Here is a 21,701-nt window from a genome sequence, read left to right as displayed (position 1 = left end):
GATGAAAAGACAAACGAACGGGCGCGGCCCGGAGGGACGACATGATTGGACTGGAGCATTACCTGACGGTGGCGGCGGCGCTGTTCGTCATCGGGATTTTCGGGCTTTTCCTGAACAGGAAAAACGTGATCATCCTGCTGATGTCGATCGAGTTGATGCTGCTGTCGGTCAACGTGAACCTCGTGGCATTTTCCAGCTTCCTGGGTGACATGGTGGGGCAGGTCTTTACCCTGTTCGTGCTGACCGTGGCCGCCGCGGAGGCCGCCATCGGGCTTGCCATTCTTGTCTGCTTCTTCCGCAACCGCGGCACGATCGCCGTGGAAGACGTCAACGTGATGAAGGGCTGAGGGCATGGAACAGATCATTCTATTCGGCCCGCTTCTGGGCGCCATCATCGCGGGCTTCGGCTGGCGCATCATCGGGGACGCGGGCGCGCAGTGGGTGACCACGGGCCTGTTGTTCCTGTCGGCGCTCCTGAGCTGGATCGTCTTTTTCAGCTTCGACGGGACGACCCAGTACATTCACATCCTCGACTGGATCCAGTCGGGCGAGCTGGACGTGGCGTGGTCGATCCGGCTGGACCGGCTGACGGCGATCATGCTGATCGTGATCACCACGGTGTCGGCGCTCGTGCACCTGTATTCGATGGGCTACATGGCCCATGACGAGAATTTCCGTGACGACGAGAGCTATCGCCCACGTTTCTTTGCCTATCTGAGCCTCTTTACCTTCGCCATGCTGATGCTTGTGACGGCGGACAACCTGGCGCAGATGTTCTTTGGCTGGGAGGGCGTGGGCCTGGCGTCTTACCTGCTGATCGGGTTCTATTTCCGCAAGCCAAGCGCCAACGCGGCGGCGATCAAGGCGTTCGTGGTGAACCGGGTGGGGGATTTCGGCTTTGCGCTGGGGATCTTCGCGCTGTTCTTCTTGACCGGGTCGATCAATTTCGACGACGTGTTCGCGGCGGCGCCCGAGTTGGCGAATACGCAGCTGACGTTCCTCTGGACGGAGTGGAATGCGGCGAACCTGATCGCCTTCCTGCTGTTCGTCGGCGCGATGGGCAAATCGGCGCAGCTGTTCCTGCACACCTGGTTGCCGGACGCGATGGAAGGCCCGACGCCGGTGTCGGCGCTGATCCACGCGGCGACCATGGTGACGGCGGGGGTTTTCCTTGTCTGCCGGATGTCGCCGCTGATGGAGTTCGCGCCCGGCGCGCTGGCCTTCGTCACGGTGCTGGGCGGCATGACGGCGTTCTTTGCGGCCACGGTGGGGCTGGTGCAGAACGACATCAAGCGCGTCATCGCCTATTCGACCTGTTCGCAGCTGGGCTACATGTTCGTGGCCGCGGGTGTGGGGGCCTACAGCGTGGCAATGTTCCACCTGTTCACGCACGCGTTCTTCAAGGCGATGCTGTTCCTTGGCGCGGGCTCGGTCATCCACGGGATGCATCACGAGCAGGACATGCGGAACTATGGCGGGCTGCGCAAGAAGTTTCCCTATACGTTCTGGGCCATGCTGATCGGGACGCTGGCAATTACCGGCGTGGGCATTCCGCTGACCACGATCGGCTTTGCCGGCTTCCTGTCGAAGGACGCGATCATCGAGAGTGCCTATGCGGGCACCAGTGGTGGCTTTGCCTTCTGGGCGCTGGTCATCGCGGCGCTGTTCACCAGCTTCTACAGCTGGCGGCTGATGTTCCTGACCTTCTGGGGCGAGCCGCGCGGCGACAAGCACACGCATGAGCACGCGCACGAAAGCCCGATGGTGATGGTGGCGCCGCTGGGCGTGCTGGCGCTCGGGTCGATCTTTGCCGGGATGATCTGGTACAACAGCTTCTTCGGGCACACGGACACGGTGGCGAAGTTCTTTGGCGTGCCTTACGCGGAAGAGCAGCACCACGAAGAAGGCGCCGAGGAGCACGGTGAAGAGACCGCGGCGGCCGACGAGAGCCATGCCGAAGAGGGTGAGGCCCATGCCGAGACCGAAGAAGGCGGTTACGGCGAGGAGCATCACTATGTGTTCACCGGCGAGCCGGGCGAGGGCGCGATCTATGCCGCCGAGGGCAACACGATCCTGAACGACGCGCACGCGGTGCCGAAATGGGTCAAGGTCAGCCCCTTCGTGGCGATGATCGTCGGCTTCCTGACGGCGTTCTGGTTCTACATCCTGAACCCGTCGATCCCCGGACGGCTGGCCGAGAACCAGCGCCCGCTGTACCTGTTCCTGCTGAACAAGTGGTATTTCGACGAGATCTACGACTTTGTTTTCGTTCGGCCCGCCAAGCGGCTGGGCAGCCTGTTGTGGAAGAAGGGCGATGGCAACGTCATCGACGGGACCATCAACGGGGTCGCGATGGGGATCATCCCGTTCTTCACCCGCCTCGCCGGACGGGCCCAGTCGGGATACATCTTCACCTATGCCTTTGCCATGGTCATCGGGATCGCGGTGCTTGTCACATGGGTGAGCCTTAGCGGGGGAGCGAACTAATGGATAACCTGCTTTCCATCACCACCTTCATTCCCGCCATCGCGGCTTTCATCCTGGCGGTGTTCCTGCGGGGCGATGACGAGGCGGCGCAGCGCAATGCCAAGTGGGTGGCGCTGATCGCGACCGGGCTGACCTTTCTGGTGTCGCTGTTCATCCTATTCGATTTCGACCCGAACAACACCGGCTTTCAGTTCGTGGAAGAGCGCGAGTGGCTGCTGGGGCTGCAATACAAGATGGGCGTGGACGGGATCAGCATCCTGTTTGTCATCCTGACGACCTTCATGATGCCGATCACCATTGCCGCGTCGTGGAACGTGACGCACCGGGTGAAGGAATACATGATCGCCTTCCTGCTGCTGGAAACGCTCATGTTGGGCGTGTTCATGGCGCTGGACCTGGTGCTCTTTTACCTGTTCTTCGAGGCAGGGCTGATCCCGATGTTCCTGATCATCGGGATCTGGGGCGGCAAGGAACGCATTTATGCGTCGTTCAAGTTCTTCCTCTACACGTTTCTTGGCTCGGTCCTGATGCTGGTGGCGATGGTCGCCATGTTCGCCGAGGCGGGCACGACGGATATCCCGACGCTGATGACGCACAGCTTCGGGTCGGAGACGTTCAGCCTGCTGGGCATCCAGATCGTGGGTGGCATGCAGACGCTGCTGTTCATCGCGTTCTTCGCAAGTTTCGCGGTGAAGATGCCGATGTGGCCGGTGCATACCTGGCTGCCGGATGCGCACGTGCAGGCGCCGACGGCGGGCTCGGTCGTGCTGGCGGCGATCCTGTTGAAGATGGGCGGCTATGGCTTCCTGCGATTCAGCCTGCCGATGTTCCCGGTGGGGTCCGAAGTGCTGACGCCGCTGGTCTTGTGGATGTCGGCCATCGCCATCGTCTATACCTCGCTGGTCGCCTTGGCGCAGGAAGACATGAAGAAGCTGATCGCCTATTCGTCCGTGGCGCACATGGGCTACGTCACCATGGGGATCTTCGCGGCGAACCAGCAGGGGATCGACGGGGCGATCTTCCAGATGCTGAGCCACGGGTTTATCTCGGGTGCGCTGTTCCTGTGCGTGGGCGTGATCTATGACCGGATGCACACGCGCGAGATCGACGCCTATGGCGGCCTGGTGAACCGGATGCCGGCCTATGCGCTGATCTTCATGCTGTTCACGATGGCCAATGTGGGTCTGCCGGGCACGTCGGGCTTCATCGGGGAATTCCTGACGCTGATGGGGATATTCAAGGTCAACACCTGGGTGGCGCTGGTGGCCACGTCTGGCGTGATCCTGTCGGCGGCCTATGCGCTGTGGCTCTATCGCCGGGTGGTGCTGGGCGACCTGATCAAGGAAAGCCTGAAGTCGATCAAGGACATGACGCAGCGCGAGAAGGCGATCTTTGCCCCGCTGGTGGTGATGACCTTGCTGCTGGGCGTTTATCCCAGCCTTGTGACCGACATCATCGGCCCCTCGGTCGAGGCGCTGATTTCCAATTATGAAACGGCCCTGGTCGACGCGGACAGCGCGACCAAGCTGGCCGCTGCGACGGAGTAGTCCCATGCAGGCTGATCTGAATGTAATCCTGCCGGAGATCCTGATCTCGGTATACGCGATGGCGGCGCTTCTGGGCGTGGCCTATACCGGCAAGGATCGGTACGCGCCGCTGCTGGTGTGGATCACGGCGGCGGTCTTCGTGGTGATGGCGGCCTGGATCGGGTTCTCGGGCGATGGCACGCGCACGGCGTTCGGCGGCATGTTCAACGATGACGGGTTCGCGCGGTTCGCCAAGGTGGCGGTGCTGCTGTCGGCAGCGGCCGTGCTGCTGATGGGGCAGGACTACATGGCGCAGCGCGACATGCTGCGGTTCGAGTATCCGCTGCTGGTGGCGCTGGCGGCCGTGGGCATGATGATGATGGTCAGTGCCGGTGACCTGATGGCGCTTTACATGGGGCTGGAGTTGCAGTCGCTGGCGCTTTACGTCGTCGCCTCGCTGCGGCGCGACAGCGTGAAATCGACCGAAGCGGGCCTGAAATACTTCGTGCTGGGCGCGCTCAGCTCGGGCATCCTGCTGTACGGGGCCTCGCTGGTCTATGGCTATACCGGCACGACGCTGTTTTCCGGGATCATCGCATCGGCGGAAGGACAGGCGCCGCTCGGATTGCTGATCGGGCTGGTGTTCGTGCTGGCGGGGCTGGCCTTCAAGGTCTCGGCGGTTCCGTTCCACATGTGGACGCCGGACGTCTACGAGGGCGCGCCGACACCGATCACGGCGTTCTTTGCCACCGCGCCCAAGATGGCGGCGATGGCGCTTTTCGCCCGCGTGGCGCATGACGCGTTCGGCGGCGTGGTGGGCGACTGGCAGCAGGTGATCGCGGTGCTGTCGCTGTTGTCGATGTTCCTGGGCGGGATCGCCGCGATCGGGCAGACCGATATCAAGCGGCTGATGGCCTATTCGTCGATCGCGCATATGGGATACGCCCTGATGGGGCTGGCGGCGGGCACGGCGTTCGGCGTGCAGGCGATGCTGGTCTACATGGCGATCTACGTGACCATGAACGTCGGCACCTTCGCTTTTGTCCTGTCGATGGAACGCGACGGGCGGCCGGTGACGGATATCGCCAGCCTGAACCTTTATTCCCGGGCGCATCCGGGCCGGGCGCTGGCGGTGTTGATCCTGATGTTCAGCCTTGCGGGCGTGCCGCCTTTCCTGGGGTTCTTCGGCAAGCTTTACGTACTGCGGGCCGCTTACGATGGCGGGCTTGTCTGGCTGGCGGTGGCCGGGGTGATCGCGTCGGTGATCGGGGCGTTCTATTACCTGCGCATCGTCTTCTTCATGTATTTCGGCGAAGAGGGCGAGCCGCTGGAAGCGCGCAAATCGCCGGTGCTGTGGGGGTTCCTGATGGCGTCGGCGGCGATCATGGTCGTGGGGATGCTGAACATGTTCGGCGTCGAGGCCATGGCGCAGGCGGCGGCGGCGACGCTTGTCGACTGAACCGCATCGCAGTCTGGAAAAAGGTGACGCGCCCTTGGCGCGTCGCTTTGTTTTTCGGGCGCCTCCGGCGGGAGTATTTTTTGAACAATGAAAGAGCCGTGGCCAGAAGGATACGGGCGGCGGGTGCTGGACGAGGTGGACAGCACCAACGCCGAGGCGGCGCGAATTGCGCCCGGCCTGAGCGGTCCGGAATGGATAATGGCGCGGCACCAGACGGCGGCGCGGGGGCGGCGCGGGCGACCCTGGGCCAACCCGGCGGGCAACTTCGCGGCGACGCTGGTGATGCGGCCCACGGAAAGCCCGGACCAGGTGGCGCTGCGGTCTTTCGTGGCCTCGCTGGCGCTTTTTGATGCGTTCGTGGCAGTGACGGGACGGCCGACGGGCTTTTCGCTGAAATGGCCGAATGACGTGCTGTTGAACGGCGGCAAGCTGGCCGGGATACTCTTGGAAAGCGCGGGCGCGGGTGGCGGGCTAAGCCATTTCGCCATCGGAATCGGGGTGAACCTGCGCGACGCACCCGAGGCGGACGCGGTGGAGCCGGGGGCTGTGCGGCCCGTATCGCTCATGTCCGAGACCGGGGTGGAGGTTGCAGCGGAGGAGTTCCTTGACCTGCTTGCTCCGGCCTATGCCAAGCTGGAGACACAGTTCGCGACGTATGGATTTGCGCCCATTCGCGCGGCCTGGATGGACCGGGCGGCGCGCTTGGGCGAAGTAATAACCGCAAGGACGGGCCGCGAGGAATTTACCGGCACGTTCGAGACGGTGGACGCGGGCGGCAATCTTGTTCTAACAGATGCCAAATCGCGCCACGTCATCCCGGCGGCGGACGTGTTTTTCTGACGAAAGAGAGGGGCGCCAAGATGCTTCTGGCGATCGACTGCGGCAACACCAACACGGTTTTCGCGATCTGGGACGGGTCGAAGTTTCTGTGCACCCTGCGCACCTCGACCCACCATGCGCGGACGGCGGATGCCTATTTCACGTGGTTCTCGACGCTTGTGAAGCATTACGAGATCGACCTCGATATCACCGATGTCATCATCTCGTCCACGGTGCCGCGCGTGGTGTTCAACCTGCGCGTCTTTGCGGACCGTTTCTTTGGCTGCCGGCCCATCGTGGTGGGCAAGCCGGAATGCGCGCTGCCGCGCCAGCCGCGGGTGGACGAGGGCACGCAGGTGGGGCCGGACCGGCTGGTGAATGCCGCCGGGGCCTACGACCTTTATGGCGGCAACCTGATCGTGGTGGATTTCGGCACAGCAACGACCTTTGACGTTGTGGCCGAGGATGGCGCCTATGTCGGGGGCGTGATTTCCCCCGGCGTCAACCTGAGCCTCGAGGCCTTGCACATGGCGGCGGCGGCCTTACCTCATATCGACGTGACGAAGCCGCAGAAGGTGATCGGCACCAACACGGTGGACTGTATGCAGTCGGGCGTGTTCTGGGGCTATGTCGGGCTGGTCAGCGGTGTGACAGAGCGCATCCGGGCCGAGTACGAGACGCCGATGAAGATCATCGGCACGGGTGGCCTTGCGCCGCTTTTCGCGCAGGGCGACCTGCTGTTCGACGAAATTCGAGAAGATTTGACGATGCATGGGCTGACCGTGATCCATGCCCATAACAAGGAAGGCTGATCGGGGATGAGCAGTGAGAGATTGACGTACCTTGCCCTTGGCGGGGCGGGGGAAATTGGCATGAACGCCTATGTCTACGGATACGGCGCGCCGGGCAAGGAAAGGTATATCCTTGTGGACCTCGGCGTGACGTTTCCGGACATGGATGGCACGCCGGGGGTGGACCTGATTTTCCCCGATATCGCGTGGCTGGAAGAGCGGCGCGACCAGTTGGAGGCGGTGTTCATCACCCACGCGCACGAAGACCACGTGGGTGCTGTGGCGCATTACTATGACCAGCTGGGAGCGCCGATTTACGCGCGGGCGTTCACCGCCAATATCGCGCGGCGGAAGATGGACGAGCATGGCCACCCGGAGAAGGCGGTGCAGACCGTGTCGCCTTGGCCCGAGACGACCCAAGCGGGACCGTTCACCGTGGGGTTCGCGCCGATCTCGCATTCGATCCCGGAAAGTTCCGGCCTGGTGATCGACACGCCGGCGGGGCGGATCGTGCATTCGGGGGATTTCAAGATCGACATGGACCCGGTGGTGGGCGAGGCCTTTGACGAGGCGATGTGGGCCGAGATCGCCAAGCCGGGGGTGAAGGCGCTGGTCTGCGACTCGACCAACGTGTTCAACGCCCATGAGGGGCGCAGCGAAAGCACCGTGGGCCCCGAGATCGAGAAGCTTGTCGCAGGCGCAAAGGGCATGGTCGTGGCGACGACATTCGCCAGCAACGTGGCACGGGTGAAGACGCTGGCCCAGGCCGGGGAACGGGCCGGGCGGTCGATCTGTCTGCTGGGCCGGGCGATGCGGCGGATGATCGAAGCCTCGGTCGAGACCGGCGTGCTGACCGATTTCCCGCGCACGATCAGCCCCGAGGACACGCGGGACATTCCGCGCGAGAACGTGATGCTGATCGTCACCGGCAGCCAGGGGGAACGGCGCGCGGCCAGTGCGCAGTTGGCGCAGGGCAAGTATAACGGGATTACGCTGAAGCCCGGGGACACGTTCCTGTTCTCGTCCAAGACGATTCCGGGCAACGAGCGCGGTGTCATTCGCATCATCAACCAGTTCAGCGAACAGGGCGTGGACGTTGTGGATGACAGCAGCGGCCTTTACCACGTGTCGGGGCACGCCAACCGGCCCGACCTGAAGAAGCTGCACCAGATCGTCCAACCGCAATTCGTGATTCCGATGCATGGCGAGCACCGGCACCTGCGCGAGCATGTGAAGCTGGCGGGCGAAAGCAAGCTGCACGGGGTTCTGGCGCCGAACGGCACGATGATCGATCTGAGCGGCAACCGTGCAGAGGTGGCCGAGTATGTCGACACCGGGCGGACCTACCTTGACGGGTCGGTGAAGGTCGGAGCACTTGACGGTATCGTGCGCGACCGGATCCGCATGGCGCTGAACGGGCACGTGACGATCAACGTGATCCTGGACGAGAGTGACGAACCGCTGGGCGAGCCCTGGTGCGAGATCATGGGGCTGGCCGAGACCGGCAGCAGCCGCGCGCCGCTGGTGGACGTTCTGGAAGAGGACCTGAGCCAGTTCATGGGGCGTGCGAAGCCCAAGACGCTGAGCGACGATGACGCGCTGGAGGACGGACTGCGCAAGGTGGCGCGTCAGAGCGCGCAGGGCGAGATCGGCAAGAAGCCCGAGGTGACGGTGATTATCAGCCGGTTGTCATAACGCTTGGGGCGGGGGGGCGCGAGGGCTTTCGCCCACCCTACGGAATCGGTTTGACGCGTGCGGAAGGTGGGTTCTCACCCACCCTACGAGGCCGGTTCAGGACACCATCCGCTCGTCGAAGCTCTTGGCGATGAAGCTGGGCAGGTGGTCGCCCATGCCGACGGGGCCGGACTTGTCCTTGTTGTCCTGCTTCTTGCCGCTGCTGCCACTGCGGCCGCGCGAAGGTTTCTCGCCTTCGTCCTGCGACTTGGATTCGGATTTCGCGTCGGCTGTCGGCTCGGACTTGGCGTCCTCGGTTTTCTGTGGAGCGGTTTCCTGCGCCTCTTGCGACTCATCCGACTTGCGGCGGCTGCGTGAGCGGCGTGGCTTCTTCGGCGCGTCCTCGGTGGCTGCGTCGGCCTCGGGCTCGGGCGCGGCGTTGCCCAGCGGGTTGTCGAGCTTGGGGATCTCTTTCTGGATCAGGTTCTCGACCGCGCTGAGAGCTTTCTCGTCGCGCGGGTTGCAGAGCGTGATCGCCTTGCCGTCGCGCCCGGCACGGCCGGTGCGGCCGATGCGGTGGACGTAATCCTCGGGGTGGCCGGGGACGTCGAAGTTGAACACATGGCTTACCGAGGGCACGTCGAGGCCGCGGGCGGCCACGTCGGAGGCCACGAGAATGCGCAGATCGCCGGCGCGGAAGCCGTCGAGCGTGCGGGTGCGCTGGCTTTGGTCGAGGTCGCCGTGAATGGGCGCGGCGTCATAGCCGTACTTCTTGAGCGACTTGGCGACGATATCCACATCCGTCTTGCGGTTGCAGAAGATGATCGCGTTGGTCAGCTTCTCGCCCTCGGCGTCGATGAGTGCACGCAGCAGCTTGCGTTTTTCGCTGTCTGCCCGGTCGCGGCGCGAGGGTTTGAACATCGCCACGCCCTGTTCGATCGTCTCGGAGGCCGTCGCCTGACGGGCGACCTCGATGCGTTCGGGGCTGGAGAGGAACGTGTTGGTGATGCGCTCGATCTCGGGCGCCATGGTGGCGGAGAAGAAAAGCGTCTGGCGGGTGAAGGGCGTCAGGCCGAAGATGCGCTCGATATCGGGGATGAAGCCCATGTCGAGCATCCGGTCGGCCTCGTCCACGACCATCACTTTCACGTCCGAAAGGATCAGCTTGCCGCGCTCGAAATGGTCGAGCAGGCGGCCGGGCGTGGCGATCAGGACGTCGACGCCCTTGTCGATGATCTGTTCCTGCTCCTTGAAGCTGACGCCGCCGATCAGCAGCGCCTTGGTCAGCTTGAGGTACTTGGAATAGGTGTCGAAATTCTCGGCCACCTGCGCGGCGAGTTCGCGCGTGGGGCAAAGCACCAGGCTGCGCGGCATGCGCGCGCGGGCACGGCCCCGGGCCAGAAGCGACAGCATGGGCAGGGTAAACCCGGCGGTCTTGCCGGTGCCGGTCTGGGCGATGCCCAAGACGTCGCGGCCTTCGAGCGCGGGAGGTATGGCGCCCGCCTGGATGGGGGTGGGGGTTTCGTAGCCGGCTTCTTCGACGGCTTTCAGAACCTTGGGGTTCAGGCTCAGGTCAGAAAATTTTGTCATGTATGTCCACAGGTTTGCGGACACGATTCTGGCCCGCCATCTCGAATTGGCCCGTAAGTGCAGGGCCTTGGTGCACTTCCCCTATCTGAAGGCCGGGCGTTGGTCAATGTGCGACGCCACGGGACGGACAAAGTGTGTATGTCGTGTGAATTGTGTGCGTTGCGGCAACAATCAAGGGCGATCAGGTGAAATTCGGGAAATGCCGGGCGCGTTTGGCGTCCAGATCGAGGGAGACCGCGTGCAGGTGGCCCTGCGCGTCGAGCCGGGTGCGCAGGTCCGGCGTGGCCACACAGACCTCGGTGAAGAAGGCGCGCAGGGCGTCTTCGCCGCCCTCGGACTCGAGCATCGAGAACAGCTGGTGCATCGTCAGGGCCGTTTCCGAGTGCCGGGCGTTGGCTTTGAGGTCGGGCCGGTAGGAGCCTCGGGTGAGCCGGTAGCGGAACCGCGCCTGCCAGTCGTCCCAGGTGGGGGCATGAAGATGCACGAGGCGACAGTCGTGGAGGTCGAAGAGGTTGGAATCGCGTGTCTTTCCGACGAACGCGTTATGGATACGGATGCTGACATCGGGCTGCCCGGTGCGCACGAATAACTTCCCGGCGACGTGGCTGAGAAAGCCGCCATTCAGATGCTCGCCGTAGCAGGGGTAAAGCCTGGCGGTCTGTTCACGGCGGATCCGCAGCATCGGATCGAAGCCCTTGCACCAGATTGTGCCGGGCGGCGGCGGGTCGGCGGGATCGGGCTGCATTGCCTCGATCGGGCGCACGCGGGCAGACAGGATGCCGGGCGGGATCGCAACCAGTTGGGCGGTGAGCGGCGACAGGGGCTGCAAGAATTCATCGACGTCGACATGCAGGAGCCAGTCGACCTGCGGATCGCGTGTATAGCAATGCGTGGCGTTGAGCGACTGGCGGTGCTGGTGCGCGTCCGGCCGCCCCTTGTCGCGGCGGCGGCGTTTCCAGTAATTGGCATCCGTCAGGATCACGCGGCATTTGGGGTGCCGCTTGAGCGCCGAGCGGGCCTGCGCCGTGTCCTCGTCCAGGTAGACAAACACCCGGTGGGCGCCCAGGTCGAGGTAGTGCGCGGCAAAATTCAGGATGTCTTGGGCGGGCGCCTTGATTGTGGCGACCACGCCCCATGTGGGGTCACTGCTCATGGCCTGAGCATGTGACAGGGGCGCTGTGCGCGCAAGAGGTCGGTACCTCTGGCAGGGGTATTTGAGGCCAGGAGAAGGTCAGGGGTGCGTTTGCGTGGCCGAGTGGTGCAGTGAAGGGCGGTACCCGGCGGCCAGTGTGGCGACGGTCGAGGCCCGGGTGAGCACGGTCGCGGGTCTCGTGGTGCGGGGCAGGGCGGCGGTGTAGCCGCCGGGGGTGTAGCGCAGGAGGCGGTCGCCCCATACAAGATGCGGCGCGTCGTCGTGCAGGATGAAGGCGCCATCGGGCAGCGTTTCGAGGACTGCCGTGTGGCGGACCTGCGCGCGCGTGCGCGTGACACGATCGCGGTGCATCAGGCGGTCGATCTCGGCCAGTGTTGCGGTGCCGTTGGCGGCGTGGAAAAGCAAAACGAAGCGTTTAAACTCCGGGCGACGGCATTCGCCGCAGGGGCGGTGACCGGCGGCGAGCGCCGTGGGCTCGTCGAGGAAGAAAAGTTCGGTGTAGGCTCCGGGCTGCATCAGGGCACGGCGGCGGCCCTTGAAGCTCAGCTGACAGGTGACCCAGTGAGCGTGCCGCCAGCGCGCCTTGCCCAGTCGTTGATCGGCGTCGTGCAGGATGCCCCGGTTTCCCATGAGGGTGCCGCGTTCCGGCGTGGCCGCGATCTCGCCCGTGGGCAGGACTCGGTTCTGCAGGGTCACGGTTGCTTCCTGGCACGACGCTCTGCCCGTGCCGCCTTCATTCGCTGGACGCGGGAGAAGACGGTACGCGTGTCGGTGACGACAAGGCGCAGCATCGCGCGGGCAAGAGGGGCGATGGTCGCGTCGGCCTCGGACAGCAGCCAGAGCCGGGCGAGCATGTTCTTGTCGAGGTCGCCAGACTTGAAGGAATAGCGGGTGACCCCGAAAGGCATGCTGTGGTGCTTTTCACCGGGCCGAAGGCTGAAGAGCTTTCGCCCGGAGAGCCCGCTGTAGCTGCGTTCGCTCTCGTAGAGCTTGATCGTGTCGAAGAGCACCGAAAGCCCCATGCCGCAGGCGCGTTGGTCGCCGGTCCGGCCATGATCCGCAAAGGTGGTGGCGGAGGACACCATCCAGCGCACGGGCATGTCCTTGACCAGGCGTGCACCATGTTCGGACCACAGGCGGAAAAACAGGGTCAGGGCCTCATCCGGCGGATCACGCCGGCGCAGCACCGCGATGAGGATCGCGTTCAGCACATGCGCCTCGCTGTAGCCGGCCAGTTGAACGCTGAAATCCTCGTGCTTTTCGTGGATGTCGCGCGTTTTCCGGCGCGGTGGCACGGGGCCGGGGGAAACCGTCGCGTGGAAGAAGCGCGAGAGGTCCGCATCGATTGGCGGCAACAGGTCTTGCCAATTGGTGAATTGGGTGCGCTTGCCCTCGAACCGCTTTACGAGAGAGGCAAATCCGCCGGGGTATACCTGGTCATCCATTGCGCCAGAATGATGCGAAGAGGCCCGTCACACCATCATTTCCTTGGTCGCCGACAGATTGACGTCCGGGTAGTCGCGTTCGATGCGGTCGATGTCCCATTGCAGGCGAGTGAGGTAGACCGTGTCGCCGTCGTTATCGAGCGCGATGTGCTGCTTGTTGGCGTTGACGAGTTTCTCGACCGCCTCTTTCGGGCCGTGGACCCAGCGGGCGGAGGTGAACTGCGACGGCTCGAAGCGGACGGGCAGACCGTATTCCAGCTCGATCCTGCTGCCCAGAACCTCGAACTGCAATTGCCCCACGACGCCGACGATGAAGCCCGCGCCCATGGTCGGCTTGAACACCTTGGCGGCGCCTTCCTCGGCGAATTGCATGAGGGCCTTTTCCAGGTGCTTGGCCTTCATCGGATCGCCTGCGCGGCAGTTTTGCAGCAGTTCCGGCGCGAAGGACGGGATGCCGGTGACGCGCAGGGCCTCGCCCTCGGTCAGGGTGTCGCCGATGCGCAGCTGGCCGTGGTTGGGGATGCCGATGATGTCGCCGGCCCAGGCCTCTTCGGCCAGTTCGCGGTCGGAAGCGAGAAAGAGCACGGGCGCGGAAACCGTCATGGGTTTCTTGGAGCGCACATGGGTGAGCTTCATGCCGCGCTTGAAATGACCCGAGGCCATGCGCACGAAGGCGACGCGGTCGCGGTGCTTGGGGTCCATGTTGGCCTGCACCTTGAAGACGAAGCCGGAAACCTTTGATTCCTCTGGTGAAATCTGGCGCGGTTCGGCGGATTGCGGCTGGGGTTCCGGGCCATAGGTGCCGATGCCGTCCATCAATTCCTTGACGCCGAAAGAGTTGATGGCGGAGCCGAACCAGATCGGGGTCATATGGCCTTCGAGTACCGATTGCGGGTTGAGATCCGGCAGCAATTCGCGGGCCATTTCAACGTCTTCGCGCAGTTTCTCAACCAGATGCGCGGGGACGTGGTCCTCCAGCTTGGGGTCGTCCAGACCGTCGATCTTGATGCTTTCCGCCACCTTGTTGCGGTCGGCGCGGTCCATCAGTTCCAGCCGGTTGCGCAGCATGTCGTAGCAGCCGATGAAATCGCGGCCGACGCCGATGGGCCAAGAGGCCGGGGTCACGTCGATCGCCAGCATCTCCTGTATTTCGTCAATGATCTCAAAGGTATCGCGGCTTTCGCGGTCCATCTTGTTGCAGAAGGTCAGGATCGGCAGGTCGCGCAGGCGACAGACCTCGAACAGCTTCTGCGTCTGGCTTTCCACGCCCTTGGCACCGTCGATCACCATGACGGCGGCGTCGACCGCGGTGAGGGTGCGATAGGTATCCTCGGAGAAGTCCGAGTGGCCGGGCGTGTCAACGAGGTTGAAGCGGAAGTCGTTGAAATCGAACGACATTGCGGAGGCCGAGACGGAAATTCCCCGGTCTTTCTCCATCTGCATGTAGTCCGAGCGGGTACGCCGTGCCTCGCCCTTGGCGCGGACCTGACCGGCCATCTGGATGGCGCCGCCGTAAAGCAGGAACTTCTCGGTCAGGGTGGTCTTGCCGGCATCGGGGTGGCTGATGATGGCAAAGGTGCGCCGCCGCGCGATTTCGGGCGGCAGATCGGGGCGATTTGGGACGGTATCCAACATGAGCGACGCTATAGAGGCGGCGCGGGGCGGGTGCAAGATTCGGGCGTCGGTATCGCGTCGGTATTCGAGTGGCATCGCGTCGGTGTCATCTTGGTGTGCCAGGGTGATGCTGTCAGGATGTGGCCAGAGACCGCCTGCGGCATCGAAACGCCAGTGGACCGGAACGCTGCGGCGTGGCAACATTGGAACATTACGTGAACGTCAGAAATGGGAGTTTCGACAGATGGGCATGATGGAGATTGCAAATGAACTGGTCGCCGGGTGCCGCGAGGGCCGGGCGAAGGAAAACCTGGGCCGGCTTTACGCCGCCGACGCGGTGTCGGTTGAGGCCGTCGACATGGGGCAGGGCCGAGAGACGCACGGGCTGGACGGGATCCGGGCAAAACACGAGTGGTGGGAAGGCGCGATGGAGATGCTGGAGGCCGAGGTCGCCGGACCGATGTGGCACGGCGACGACCGGTTCGCGGTGATCTTCCGCTCGAAGGTCAAGGAGACGGAGACCGGCAAGGTGTCGGACATGGAGGAGGTCGGCATTTACACCGTGGCGGATGGCAAGATCGTGCGCGAGGAGTTCTTTTACACCTACTCGGAGGTGTGAGGCGGATCAGCGCGTCGAGGCGTCCTTGAGTAGCCGGGCCATGTCGGGCTGGATGTCGGCCTCGTTCACCTCGAATTCCAGGTGGGCGCGGTTGCCGTGCCCGCCCAGGGGCAGGGCGCGGGCGAGTTCGTCGTTGAGATCCTGCGGCAGGACGGCGCGGGTGCGCGGGTCGACCAGCAGGGTCTCGGCGGCGATGCCTTCGGCATAGATGATCTGGTGGGTGTCGAAGAGCAGCTGGTAGTATTCGACGAAGCCGCCATCCTCCTGCACCACGGTGTCGCCGTTCACCAGATGGCGGGCGCGGATCAGCACCTCGGACCGGCCGGCGCCGAGCGCGTCGGAGCGTTGATAGACGAACAATCGGTGATCGGGGCTGACCAGCAGGTCGCCGGTGTTGTTCATGGCGCCCGCGCGGATGCGGATGGGGGAGAACTCGCCCACGGCGCGCACGGTGGACTGACCGATCCAGCGCACTGGCTGGGGGCCGTCGTCGCGGGTGAGGACGCGGTCGCCGATCTTGAGATCCTCGATCGCGGTCTGGGCGCCGGAGGCCATGGTGATATGCGTGCCCTTGGAAAACGAAACGCAGGCCACTTCGGCGAATTTCTGGCGGGCGTTGACGGTGTCGATGCCCACGAGGCTGTAGCCGGTGCGCGGTTTCAGCTGGGCCAGCGGGTGAGCATAGACCTGGGCCACGTCGCCGGCGGCGTCGACCTCGACCAGGATCAGGATCTCGGAGGTCTGGCCGTTGGCGGACATCATTGTCAGGCAGCTGTCGAGATGGACGGTGGCGCCGGGTGTGCCAAGGCGGGAGCCGTCCATGATGGTGAGCGCATTGCCGTCGCCGGGGGCCAGCGACATGCGGTGCAGGCGGGCGCCGACGCGCAGGTCATAGGTGTCGTCGAGGTCGAGTTCGTGCGCGAAGGAAATGGAATCGCCCAGGTTGGCCCCGTTGATGACAGTGAAATCCGCCGCCCGAAGGACGGGGATGGCGTAGGCCGGACGCTCTGGGCCCTTGGTCATGCTGTTCCTTTGTCCTGTTGCGGTCCGTTGGCGGACCTGCGCTGCCTGCTTGGGTGGCGTAGCGTAGGATTATGGCGTCATGTGGTCAACATGGCGACGCGAACAGGGGATTTGCTGGTCCTTTGGCGGGAGGGAGTGCTAACTGGGGTCGAAAATATCGGGAGTTTGTATCATGGACCTTGGAATAAGAGGTAAACGCGCGTTGGTCTGCGCGTCGTCGAAAGGGTTGGGGTTGGGCTGTGCCCGGGCGCTGGCCGAGGCGGGCGTGGACCTGGTGATGAACGCCCGCGGGGAAGAGGCGCTGGAGGTGTCGGCGCAGGCCATTCGCGACGAGTTCGACGTAAAGGTGACCACCGTGGCCTGTGACGTGACCACGCCGGAAGGGCAGAAGAAGGTGATAAGCGCCGCGGAAGGCGTTGATATCCTTGTGACAAACGCAGGTGGCCCGCCACCGGGAAAGTGGACGGATTGGGACCGGGAGGATTTCATCAAGGCGCTGGATGCCAACATGCTGACGCCCATCGCGTTCATCAAGGCGTTGGTGCCGGGGATGATGGAGCGCGGCTGGGGCCGGGTCGTGAACATCACCTCGCAAAGCGTGAAGGCGCCGATCCCGGTGCTGGGGCTGAGCAATTCGGCGCGTGCGGGGCTGACCGGGTACGTTGCGGGCACGGCGCGGCAGGTTGCGGGAAAAGGTGTGAATATCAATAACCTGCAGCCTGGCATTCATGCAACGGACCGGGCTGATTCGCTGGACAAGGGCGTGAGCGAGGCGCAGTCGATCAGCATCGACGAAGCCCGTGCGCAGCGGGCGGCGACGATCCCGGCCGGGCGCTATGGCACGGCCGAGGAATTCGGCGCAAGCTGCGCGTTCCTGTGCAGCCAGCACGCTGGGTTCATCGTGGGGCAGAACATCCTGCTGGATGGCGGCGCGATCAACGCCACGATGTAATAGTCGCGCACACGGGCGATCACGTTCGCGTCGGGATGCGCGAAGAGTCTGGCGCGGGTGCAGGGGCGCTGCTATCGGTTCGAGACTTGGACCGAAGAGGAGCGGCGCCCATGCAAACCACTGCCATCATTGCCATTTTCGGGCTCGTTCTGGTGGCGAGCCTATTGGTAACCCCGCGCCGCGCGACGGTCGAAGGGTTCTTCGGGGGCGCAAGCGTGGCCGGGCGGGCGCCGACGCTGTGGGTGCTGGTGCTGAGCCAGGTGACGACGTGGATCTTTGCCCGGTCGCTGATGAACTCGGCCATCCTGGGGTATTTCTACGGGATCTGGGGCGTGCTGGCCTATGCGGCCTACTATGGCTCGTTCCTGACCGGCGGCTTCGTCGTGGCGCGCCTGCGGCGCGAGGGGGCCGGCTCGGTGCAGGACTGGTTGCGCGGGCGGTTCGGCGGCACGGGCACGACGCTTTACAACATCGTCATCGCACTGCGGCTGTTGTCGGAGGTGTTCGCAAACCTGCTGGTCGTCGGCCTGATCTTTGCCGCGGCCCTGCCGGACGTCGGCATGGCGCGCGAGGCGTCGATCCTGCTGGTGGCGGGGCTGGGCCTGGCCTACAGCGCCTGGGGCGGGTTGAGCGCGGCGCTGCGCACGGACGTGGTGCAGATGCTTGTTTTCATAGTGGTTTTCGGCGTGGCCTTCGTGGCGTTGGTAACTGCACCGGGGTTCGATATCGGCGCGGTGCTGACGTCCGAGGGCGCGAGCGGGGCGTGGAATGGGCAGGTGTTGCTGCTGGTCGCGTTCCTGCAGGTGTTTTCCTACCCGGTGCATGACCCGGTGATGATGGATCGCGGATTCCTTGCCGATGAGAAAACGACTCGCGCGTCGTTCCTGCACGCCTTCTGGATCTCGTTTCTCTGCATCGTGGGCTTCGGTTTTTTCGGGATCGAGGCGGCGCTGCGGGGCGCGGAATACGAAGGTGAACTGCTGGGGACATGGGCGGGGATGTTCCCGGTCTGGGTCTATGTGGCGCTGCTGGTTTCGCTGCTGGTCAGTGCGCTGTCGACGCTCGATTCCGCGCTGGCCAGTGCGGCGCGGTTGATGGTGGACGAGCTGGGGCTTGCGCCGCGCACGCTGGCCGGCGGGCGCATGGCGATGGTGGGCTTCATGCTGGCGGGGGCCGCGCTGACGCTGTGGGACAATCAGAGCCTCTTTGACGCGGTGGCGGTCAGCGGCACCGCGAGCCTGTTCCTGACGCCCGTGCTGTTGGCCGGGCTGGTGATGGGGCGGCGGGTGCCTGTCTGGGCCTTCTCGGTCAGTTTCGCGGCGGCGATGGCAGGGGCGGTGGCCTATTTCGCAAGGGGCGCGGTGTTCGCGCCGACACCGCTGGCGGAGTGGCACAAGTACGAACAGTTGCTGGCGATCTGCGTGGTCGTGCTGTTGATCGGATGCGCCACGGTCTTCGCTTCGGCGCGGCGGGCAGGCTAGGCGTCAATTTTTGCGCAAAAATTGAGCCAGAAGATTCGAATTTTCTGGCTCTGCTGTGGAAAAACCCGGACTCTGCGGCGGATTGGTTCTTCCAACCGGCGGCGCAACCGCTTAGATACGGTTGACGTACATCCTGCGGGACCTCAGAAACGGGGCCGGGATAAGGGAGACATATCATGCTGAACAACATCGGCCTTCCGGGGCTCTTGCTGATTGCGGTGGTCGTGCTGGTCCTTTTCGGACGCGGCAAGATCTCGTCGCTGATGGGTGAGGTGGGCAAGGGCATCACCTCGTTCAAGAAGGGCGTCGCGGAAGGAAACAAGGAAGTCGAGGACGCCAGCAACGACGCTGCGGATTCGGCCCGGGACGTCACGCCCGAAGACGGCAAAGAAAAAGACAAGGTTTAACGCTTCAGAATGTTCGACCTGGGCTGGACCGAGCTCATGGTGATCGGCATCGTCGCGCTGATCGTCGTGGGGCCAAAGGATTTGCCGGGCATGTTCCGGACCGTGGGACGGTTCGTGGGCAAGGCCAAGCAGATGGCACGCGAATTCAGCCGGGCGATGAACGACGCGGCGGATGAGGCGGGCGTCAACGAGGTGTCCAAGTCCCTGAAATCGGCCACGAACCCGATGGGCGCGGCGATGGACGAGGTCAAGAAATCGACCGACAGCTTCACCGCCAAGACCATGGCCGGGCCCGAGCCCAAGCGGGCCGAGTTCGACGACGACCGCAAGGCGATGGTCGACAAGATCTCGAAGCGTTCGGCCGAGATGGCCGAGGAACGCAAGGCGGCGGAAGAAGCGGCCAAGGCCAAGGCCGAGGACGAGACTGCGAAGCCGACACCTGCGGCGGCGAAGACGGACAGCACGGCCAAGGCAGCGCAGCCCAAGAAAGCGCCCGCGAAAAAGGCAGCGCCGAAATCCGGGGCCAAACCCGCGCCCAAGAAGGCGGCGCCGAAAAAGGCGGCTGCAAGCAAGGCGCCGGCGAAAAAACCGGCTGCGAAGAAACCGGCTGCGAAGAAGCCCGCCTCGGATAAACCTGCATGAGCGCCACCGACGACGACGACATCGAGATGAGCTCGGCCCCGCTGATCGAGCATCTGGCGGAGTTGCGCACGCGGCTTATCCGCTCTGTGCTAGCGTTCCTCGTGGGGATCATCCTGGCTTTCGCGGTGGCCGAGCCGATCCTGCAATTCCTGCTTGGCCCGATCGAGGCGACGCTGCGGACGCTGGGCGACCCGTCGCCGACGCTGCAATACACCAGCCCGCAGGAATACCTGTTCACGCTTTTCCGTATCTCGATGGTGTTCGGCTTCATGCTGGCGTTTCCGGTGATCGCGGCGCAGATGTGGCGGTTCGTGGCGCCGGGACTGTACCGGAACGAGAAGGCGGCGTTTTTGCCCTTCATCATTGCCTCGCCGATCATGTTCCTGCTGGGCGCGGCCTTCGCGCATTTCGTGGTGACGCCGCTGGCGATGAACTTTTTCCTAGGGTTCGCGGATGTCAGTTCGATCTTTGCCAACCTGCTGACCGGATCGGTTAGCGAGGTGGAGACGGTGGCCGACCCGAACCTGCCCGTGGTGCCCGAAAATCTGGGCGCGGTCGTGCCCGAGACGGATAACGGTCTGCGCATCACCTTCTTCGGGAAGGTGAACGAGAGCCTTGATATCACGCTGAAATTCATCATGGCCTTTGGCATCTGTTTCCAGTTGCCGGTGCTTCTGACCCTGATGGGCAAGGCCGGGCTGGTGAGCGCCGAAGGGTTGGGCGCGGTGCGCAAATACGCGATGGTCGGCATCCTGCTTCTGGCCGCCCTCGTGACGCCGCCGGACGTGGTGACGCAGCTGATCCTGTTCACCGTGGTTTACGGACTTTACGAGATTTCCATCTTCCTTGTGCGCCGGGTTGAGAAGACCCGTGAAGAGAAGTTGCGCGCCGAGGGCGTATGGTTCGAGGATGACGACGAGGTCGATCCGATGGAGGCCGAGTTCGACGCGGATGACGAGGACGACGCGGGCGACCTCGACGATCTGGATGAAGACCGGAGCAAGACATGACCACAGACCCGATGGAACGGATCGCCGCCGCGCTGGAGCGGATGCGCCCGGCACCGATGGAGGCGCCGGATTTCGACGCCGCAGATGCCTTTGTCTGGCATGTGGAGCCCGACCGGCTGCACCCCGTGCCGGACGTGAACCGGGTGGACATGGACCTGCTGGTGGGGATCAACCGCTCGCGCGACACGCTTCTGGACAACACGCGCCATTTCGCCAAGGGGCTGCCGGCCAACAATGCGCTCTTGTGGGGCGCGCGGGGGATGGGCAAATCGAGCCTGGTGAAGGCGGTGCATGCCGCCGTGCGAGCCGAGGGGCCGGACCTGAAGATCGTGGAGTTGCAGCGCGAGGACCTGCCCAGCGTAGGGCGGTTGTTGAACATCCTGCGGCAGAGCGACGCGCGGTTCATCCTGTTCTGCGACGACCTGAGCTTTGGCCATGATGACCAGCATTACAAGTCGCTGAAAGCGGTTCTGGATGGCGGGATCGAGGGGCGGCCCGAGAACGTGGTGTTCTATGCCACGTCGAACCGCCGACACCTGATGCCGCGCGACATGATCGAGAACGAGCGGTCGAGCGCGATCAGCCCCAGCGAGGCCACGGAAGAAAAGGTGTCGCTGTCGGACCGGTTCGGGCTGTGGCTGGGGTTCCACCCCTGCGACCAGGACGAGTACCTGTCGATGATCCGGGGCTATTGCGACGCCTACGGGGTCGAGATCGACGACGCCACGCTGCGGGCCGAGGCCATCGAGTGGCAGGCGACGCGCGGGTCGCGCTCGGGCCGGGTGGCGTGGCAGTATTTCACTGATCTGGCCGGACGGCGGGGCGTGAGCCTGTAGGGTTTTCCTGAGTATTTTTGGAACTGTGAAACGGGCCGGAAGCTGTGCCTGTTTTGATCTGTTTCGCGGTGGGGGGTGGAACCCCACCCTACGGTGGGGTCCTGTTGTTGCGAGTGGCGCAATAATATCTCGGAAATTATTGCTCTATCCGAGGCGCGACCGGGCGTAATGCG

20 protein-coding genes are annotated in these 21,701 nt (G+C 64.0%); 14 read left to right on the top strand and 6 right to left on the bottom strand.

Annotation, left to right across the window (positions count from 1 at the left end; translation table 11 throughout):
- Positions 1 to 41 precede the first annotated feature (41 nt).
- The 7 genes from nuoK (at position 42) to C2I35_RS02945 (ending at position 8,777) form a co-directional block, all read left to right on the top strand.
- Complete coding sequence (gene nuoK, locus C2I35_RS02975; RefSeq protein ID WP_057789867.1) at positions 42 to 347, top strand: NADH-quinone oxidoreductase subunit NuoK; 306 nt, start codon at positions 42 to 44, stop codon at positions 345 to 347.
- Positions 348 to 351: 4 nt separating this feature from the next.
- Positions 352 to 2,487 (top strand): NADH-quinone oxidoreductase subunit L, encoded by a 2,136-nt coding sequence (gene nuoL / locus C2I35_RS02970; RefSeq protein ID WP_103761511.1) that lies wholly within the window; start codon positions 352 to 354, stop codon positions 2,485 to 2,487.
- The gene (locus C2I35_RS02965) at positions 2,487 to 4,034 is read left to right on the top strand and encodes an NADH-quinone oxidoreductase subunit M (RefSeq protein ID WP_103761510.1); all 1,548 of its coding nucleotides are present in this window, start codon (positions 2,487 to 2,489) and stop codon (positions 4,032 to 4,034) included. Before nuoL ends, C2I35_RS02965 begins: the two co-directional genes overlap by 1 nt.
- Positions 4,035 to 4,038: 4 nt before the next feature.
- Complete coding sequence (nuoN, locus tag C2I35_RS02960; RefSeq protein ID WP_103761509.1) at positions 4,039 to 5,472, top strand: NADH-quinone oxidoreductase subunit NuoN; 1,434 nt, start codon at positions 4,039 to 4,041, stop codon at positions 5,470 to 5,472.
- An 87-nt stretch (positions 5,473 to 5,559) separates the two neighbouring features.
- On the top strand, positions 5,560 to 6,312 hold the full coding sequence (locus C2I35_RS02955; protein ID WP_103761508.1) for a biotin--[acetyl-CoA-carboxylase] ligase: 753 nt from the start codon (positions 5,560 to 5,562) through the stop codon (positions 6,310 to 6,312).
- 20 nt (positions 6,313 to 6,332) lie between these two features.
- Positions 6,333 to 7,103 carry a type III pantothenate kinase gene (locus C2I35_RS02950; protein ID WP_103761507.1) on the top strand — a complete coding sequence of 257 codons (771 nt, stop codon included), beginning with the start codon at positions 6,333 to 6,335 and terminating at the stop codon, positions 7,101 to 7,103.
- Positions 7,104 to 7,109: 6 nt separating this feature from the next.
- Positions 7,110 to 8,777 (top strand): ribonuclease J, encoded by a 1,668-nt coding sequence (locus C2I35_RS02945; protein ID WP_103761506.1) that lies wholly within the window; start codon positions 7,110 to 7,112, stop codon positions 8,775 to 8,777.
- Positions 8,778 to 8,873: 96 nt separating this feature from the next.
- Here C2I35_RS02945 and C2I35_RS02940 read toward each other — a convergent pair whose 3' ends face one another.
- The 5 genes from C2I35_RS02940 to C2I35_RS02920 all read right to left on the bottom strand — a co-directional run bounded on the left by C2I35_RS02940 (position 8,874) and on the right by C2I35_RS02920 (position 14,579).
- Positions 8,874 to 10,346, bottom strand: coding sequence for a DEAD/DEAH box helicase (locus tag C2I35_RS02940; protein WP_103761505.1), 1,473 nt, complete (start codon positions 10,344 to 10,346; stop codon positions 8,874 to 8,876).
- A 181-nt stretch (positions 10,347 to 10,527) separates the two neighbouring features.
- Positions 10,528 to 11,499 (bottom strand): glycosyltransferase family 2 protein, encoded by a 972-nt coding sequence (locus C2I35_RS02935; protein WP_103761504.1) that lies wholly within the window; start codon positions 11,497 to 11,499, stop codon positions 10,528 to 10,530.
- 78 nt (positions 11,500 to 11,577) lie between these two features.
- Entirely contained in the window at positions 11,578 to 12,195 is a 618-nt protein-coding gene (locus tag C2I35_RS02930; RefSeq protein WP_103761503.1) for a hypothetical protein, read from the bottom strand.
- Positions 12,192 to 12,944: a hypothetical protein gene (locus tag C2I35_RS02925; RefSeq protein ID WP_103761502.1), complete on the bottom strand. Its 753-nt coding sequence runs from the start codon at positions 12,942 to 12,944 to the stop codon at positions 12,192 to 12,194. The genes C2I35_RS02930 and C2I35_RS02925 overlap by 4 nt, the downstream gene beginning before the upstream one ends.
- A 27-nt stretch (positions 12,945 to 12,971) precedes the next feature.
- On the bottom strand, positions 12,972 to 14,579 hold the full coding sequence (locus C2I35_RS02920; protein ID WP_103761883.1) for a peptide chain release factor 3: 1,608 nt from the start codon (positions 14,577 to 14,579) through the stop codon (positions 12,972 to 12,974).
- A gap of 223 nt (positions 14,580 to 14,802) precedes the next feature.
- Here C2I35_RS02920 and C2I35_RS02915 point away from each other — a divergent pair, with 223 nt between their 5' ends.
- Positions 14,803 to 15,177: a nuclear transport factor 2 family protein gene (locus C2I35_RS02915; protein WP_103761501.1), complete on the top strand. Its 375-nt coding sequence runs from the start codon at positions 14,803 to 14,805 to the stop codon at positions 15,175 to 15,177.
- A 6-nt stretch (positions 15,178 to 15,183) separates the two neighbouring features.
- Here C2I35_RS02915 and C2I35_RS02910 read toward each other — a convergent pair whose 3' ends face one another.
- The gene (locus C2I35_RS02910; RefSeq protein WP_103761500.1) at positions 15,184 to 16,200 is read right to left on the bottom strand and encodes a Hint domain-containing protein; all 1,017 of its coding nucleotides are present in this window, start codon (positions 16,198 to 16,200) and stop codon (positions 15,184 to 15,186) included.
- Positions 16,201 to 16,372: 172 nt separating this feature from the next.
- Between C2I35_RS02910 and C2I35_RS02905 the strand changes: the two genes are divergently transcribed.
- From C2I35_RS02905 to C2I35_RS02880, 6 genes are all read left to right on the top strand, one after another.
- The gene (locus tag C2I35_RS02905; RefSeq protein WP_103761499.1) at positions 16,373 to 17,152 is read left to right on the top strand and encodes an SDR family oxidoreductase; all 780 of its coding nucleotides are present in this window, start codon (positions 16,373 to 16,375) and stop codon (positions 17,150 to 17,152) included.
- A 110-nt stretch (positions 17,153 to 17,262) separates the two neighbouring features.
- A complete protein-coding gene (locus tag C2I35_RS02900; protein ID WP_103761498.1) occupies positions 17,263 to 18,633 on the top strand; it encodes a sodium:solute symporter family transporter in 1,371 nt (456 codons plus the stop codon).
- Positions 18,634 to 18,809: 176 nt separating this feature from the next.
- On the top strand, positions 18,810 to 19,040 hold the full coding sequence (locus C2I35_RS02895) for a twin-arginine translocase TatA/TatE family subunit (RefSeq protein WP_103761497.1): 231 nt from the start codon (positions 18,810 to 18,812) through the stop codon (positions 19,038 to 19,040).
- Positions 19,041 to 19,049: 9 nt separating this feature from the next.
- Positions 19,050 to 19,682, top strand: a complete 633-nt coding sequence (tatB, locus tag C2I35_RS02890; protein WP_103761496.1) for a Sec-independent protein translocase protein TatB — start codon at positions 19,050 to 19,052, stop codon at positions 19,680 to 19,682.
- A complete protein-coding gene (gene tatC, locus C2I35_RS02885) occupies positions 19,679 to 20,692 on the top strand; it encodes a twin-arginine translocase subunit TatC (RefSeq protein ID WP_103761495.1) in 1,014 nt (337 codons plus the stop codon). Before tatB ends, tatC begins: the two co-directional genes overlap by 4 nt.
- A complete protein-coding gene (locus tag C2I35_RS02880; RefSeq protein WP_103761494.1) occupies positions 20,689 to 21,528 on the top strand; it encodes an ATP-binding protein in 840 nt (279 codons plus the stop codon). The genes tatC and C2I35_RS02880 overlap by 4 nt, the downstream gene beginning before the upstream one ends.
- The last annotated feature ends 173 nt before the right edge of the window (positions 21,529 to 21,701 follow it).

This window comes from Roseovarius confluentis (assembly GCF_002917925.1).
GTDB lineage: Bacteria > Pseudomonadota > Alphaproteobacteria > Rhodobacterales > Rhodobacteraceae > Roseovarius > Roseovarius confluentis.
This window is presented reverse-complemented; position numbering and strand designations above follow the sequence as displayed.

Bases quoted from the DNA above. Each gene is read 5' to 3' on its own strand.
- nuoK (WP_057789867.1), top strand. From the start codon at position 42: ATGATTGGACTGGAGCATTACCTGACGGTGGCGGCGGCGCTGTTCGTC.
- nuoL (WP_103761511.1), top strand. From the start codon at position 352: ATGGAACAGATCATTCTATTCGGCCCGCTTCTGGGCGCCATCATCGCG.
- C2I35_RS02965 (WP_103761510.1), top strand. From the start codon at position 2,487: ATGGATAACCTGCTTTCCATCACCACCTTCATTCCCGCCATCGCGGCT.
- nuoN (WP_103761509.1), top strand. From the start codon at position 4,039: ATGCAGGCTGATCTGAATGTAATCCTGCCGGAGATCCTGATCTCGGTA.
- C2I35_RS02955 (WP_103761508.1), top strand. From the start codon at position 5,560: ATGAAAGAGCCGTGGCCAGAAGGATACGGGCGGCGGGTGCTGGACGAG.
- C2I35_RS02950 (WP_103761507.1), top strand. From the start codon at position 6,333: ATGCTTCTGGCGATCGACTGCGGCAACACCAACACGGTTTTCGCGATC.
- C2I35_RS02945 (WP_103761506.1), top strand. From the start codon at position 7,110: ATGAGCAGTGAGAGATTGACGTACCTTGCCCTTGGCGGGGCGGGGGAA.
- C2I35_RS02940 (WP_103761505.1), bottom strand. From the start codon at position 10,346: ATGACAAAATTTTCTGACCTGAGCCTGAACCCCAAGGTTCTGAAAGCC.
- C2I35_RS02935 (WP_103761504.1), bottom strand. From the start codon at position 11,499: ATGAGCAGTGACCCCACATGGGGCGTGGTCGCCACAATCAAGGCGCCC.
- C2I35_RS02925 (WP_103761502.1), bottom strand. From the start codon at position 12,944: ATGGATGACCAGGTATACCCCGGCGGATTTGCCTCTCTCGTAAAGCGG.
- C2I35_RS02920 (WP_103761883.1), bottom strand. From the start codon at position 14,579: ATGTTGGATACCGTCCCAAATCGCCCCGATCTGCCGCCCGAAATCGCG.
- C2I35_RS02915 (WP_103761501.1), top strand. From the start codon at position 14,803: ATGGGCATGATGGAGATTGCAAATGAACTGGTCGCCGGGTGCCGCGAG.
- C2I35_RS02910 (WP_103761500.1), bottom strand. From the start codon at position 16,200: ATGACCAAGGGCCCAGAGCGTCCGGCCTACGCCATCCCCGTCCTTCGG.
- C2I35_RS02905 (WP_103761499.1), top strand. From the start codon at position 16,373: ATGGACCTTGGAATAAGAGGTAAACGCGCGTTGGTCTGCGCGTCGTCG.
- C2I35_RS02900 (WP_103761498.1), top strand. From the start codon at position 17,263: ATGCAAACCACTGCCATCATTGCCATTTTCGGGCTCGTTCTGGTGGCG.
- C2I35_RS02895 (WP_103761497.1), top strand. From the start codon at position 18,810: ATGCTGAACAACATCGGCCTTCCGGGGCTCTTGCTGATTGCGGTGGTC.
- tatB (WP_103761496.1), top strand. From the start codon at position 19,050: ATGTTCGACCTGGGCTGGACCGAGCTCATGGTGATCGGCATCGTCGCG.
- tatC (WP_103761495.1), top strand. From the start codon at position 19,679: ATGAGCGCCACCGACGACGACGACATCGAGATGAGCTCGGCCCCGCTG.
- C2I35_RS02880 (WP_103761494.1), top strand. From the start codon at position 20,689: ATGACCACAGACCCGATGGAACGGATCGCCGCCGCGCTGGAGCGGATG.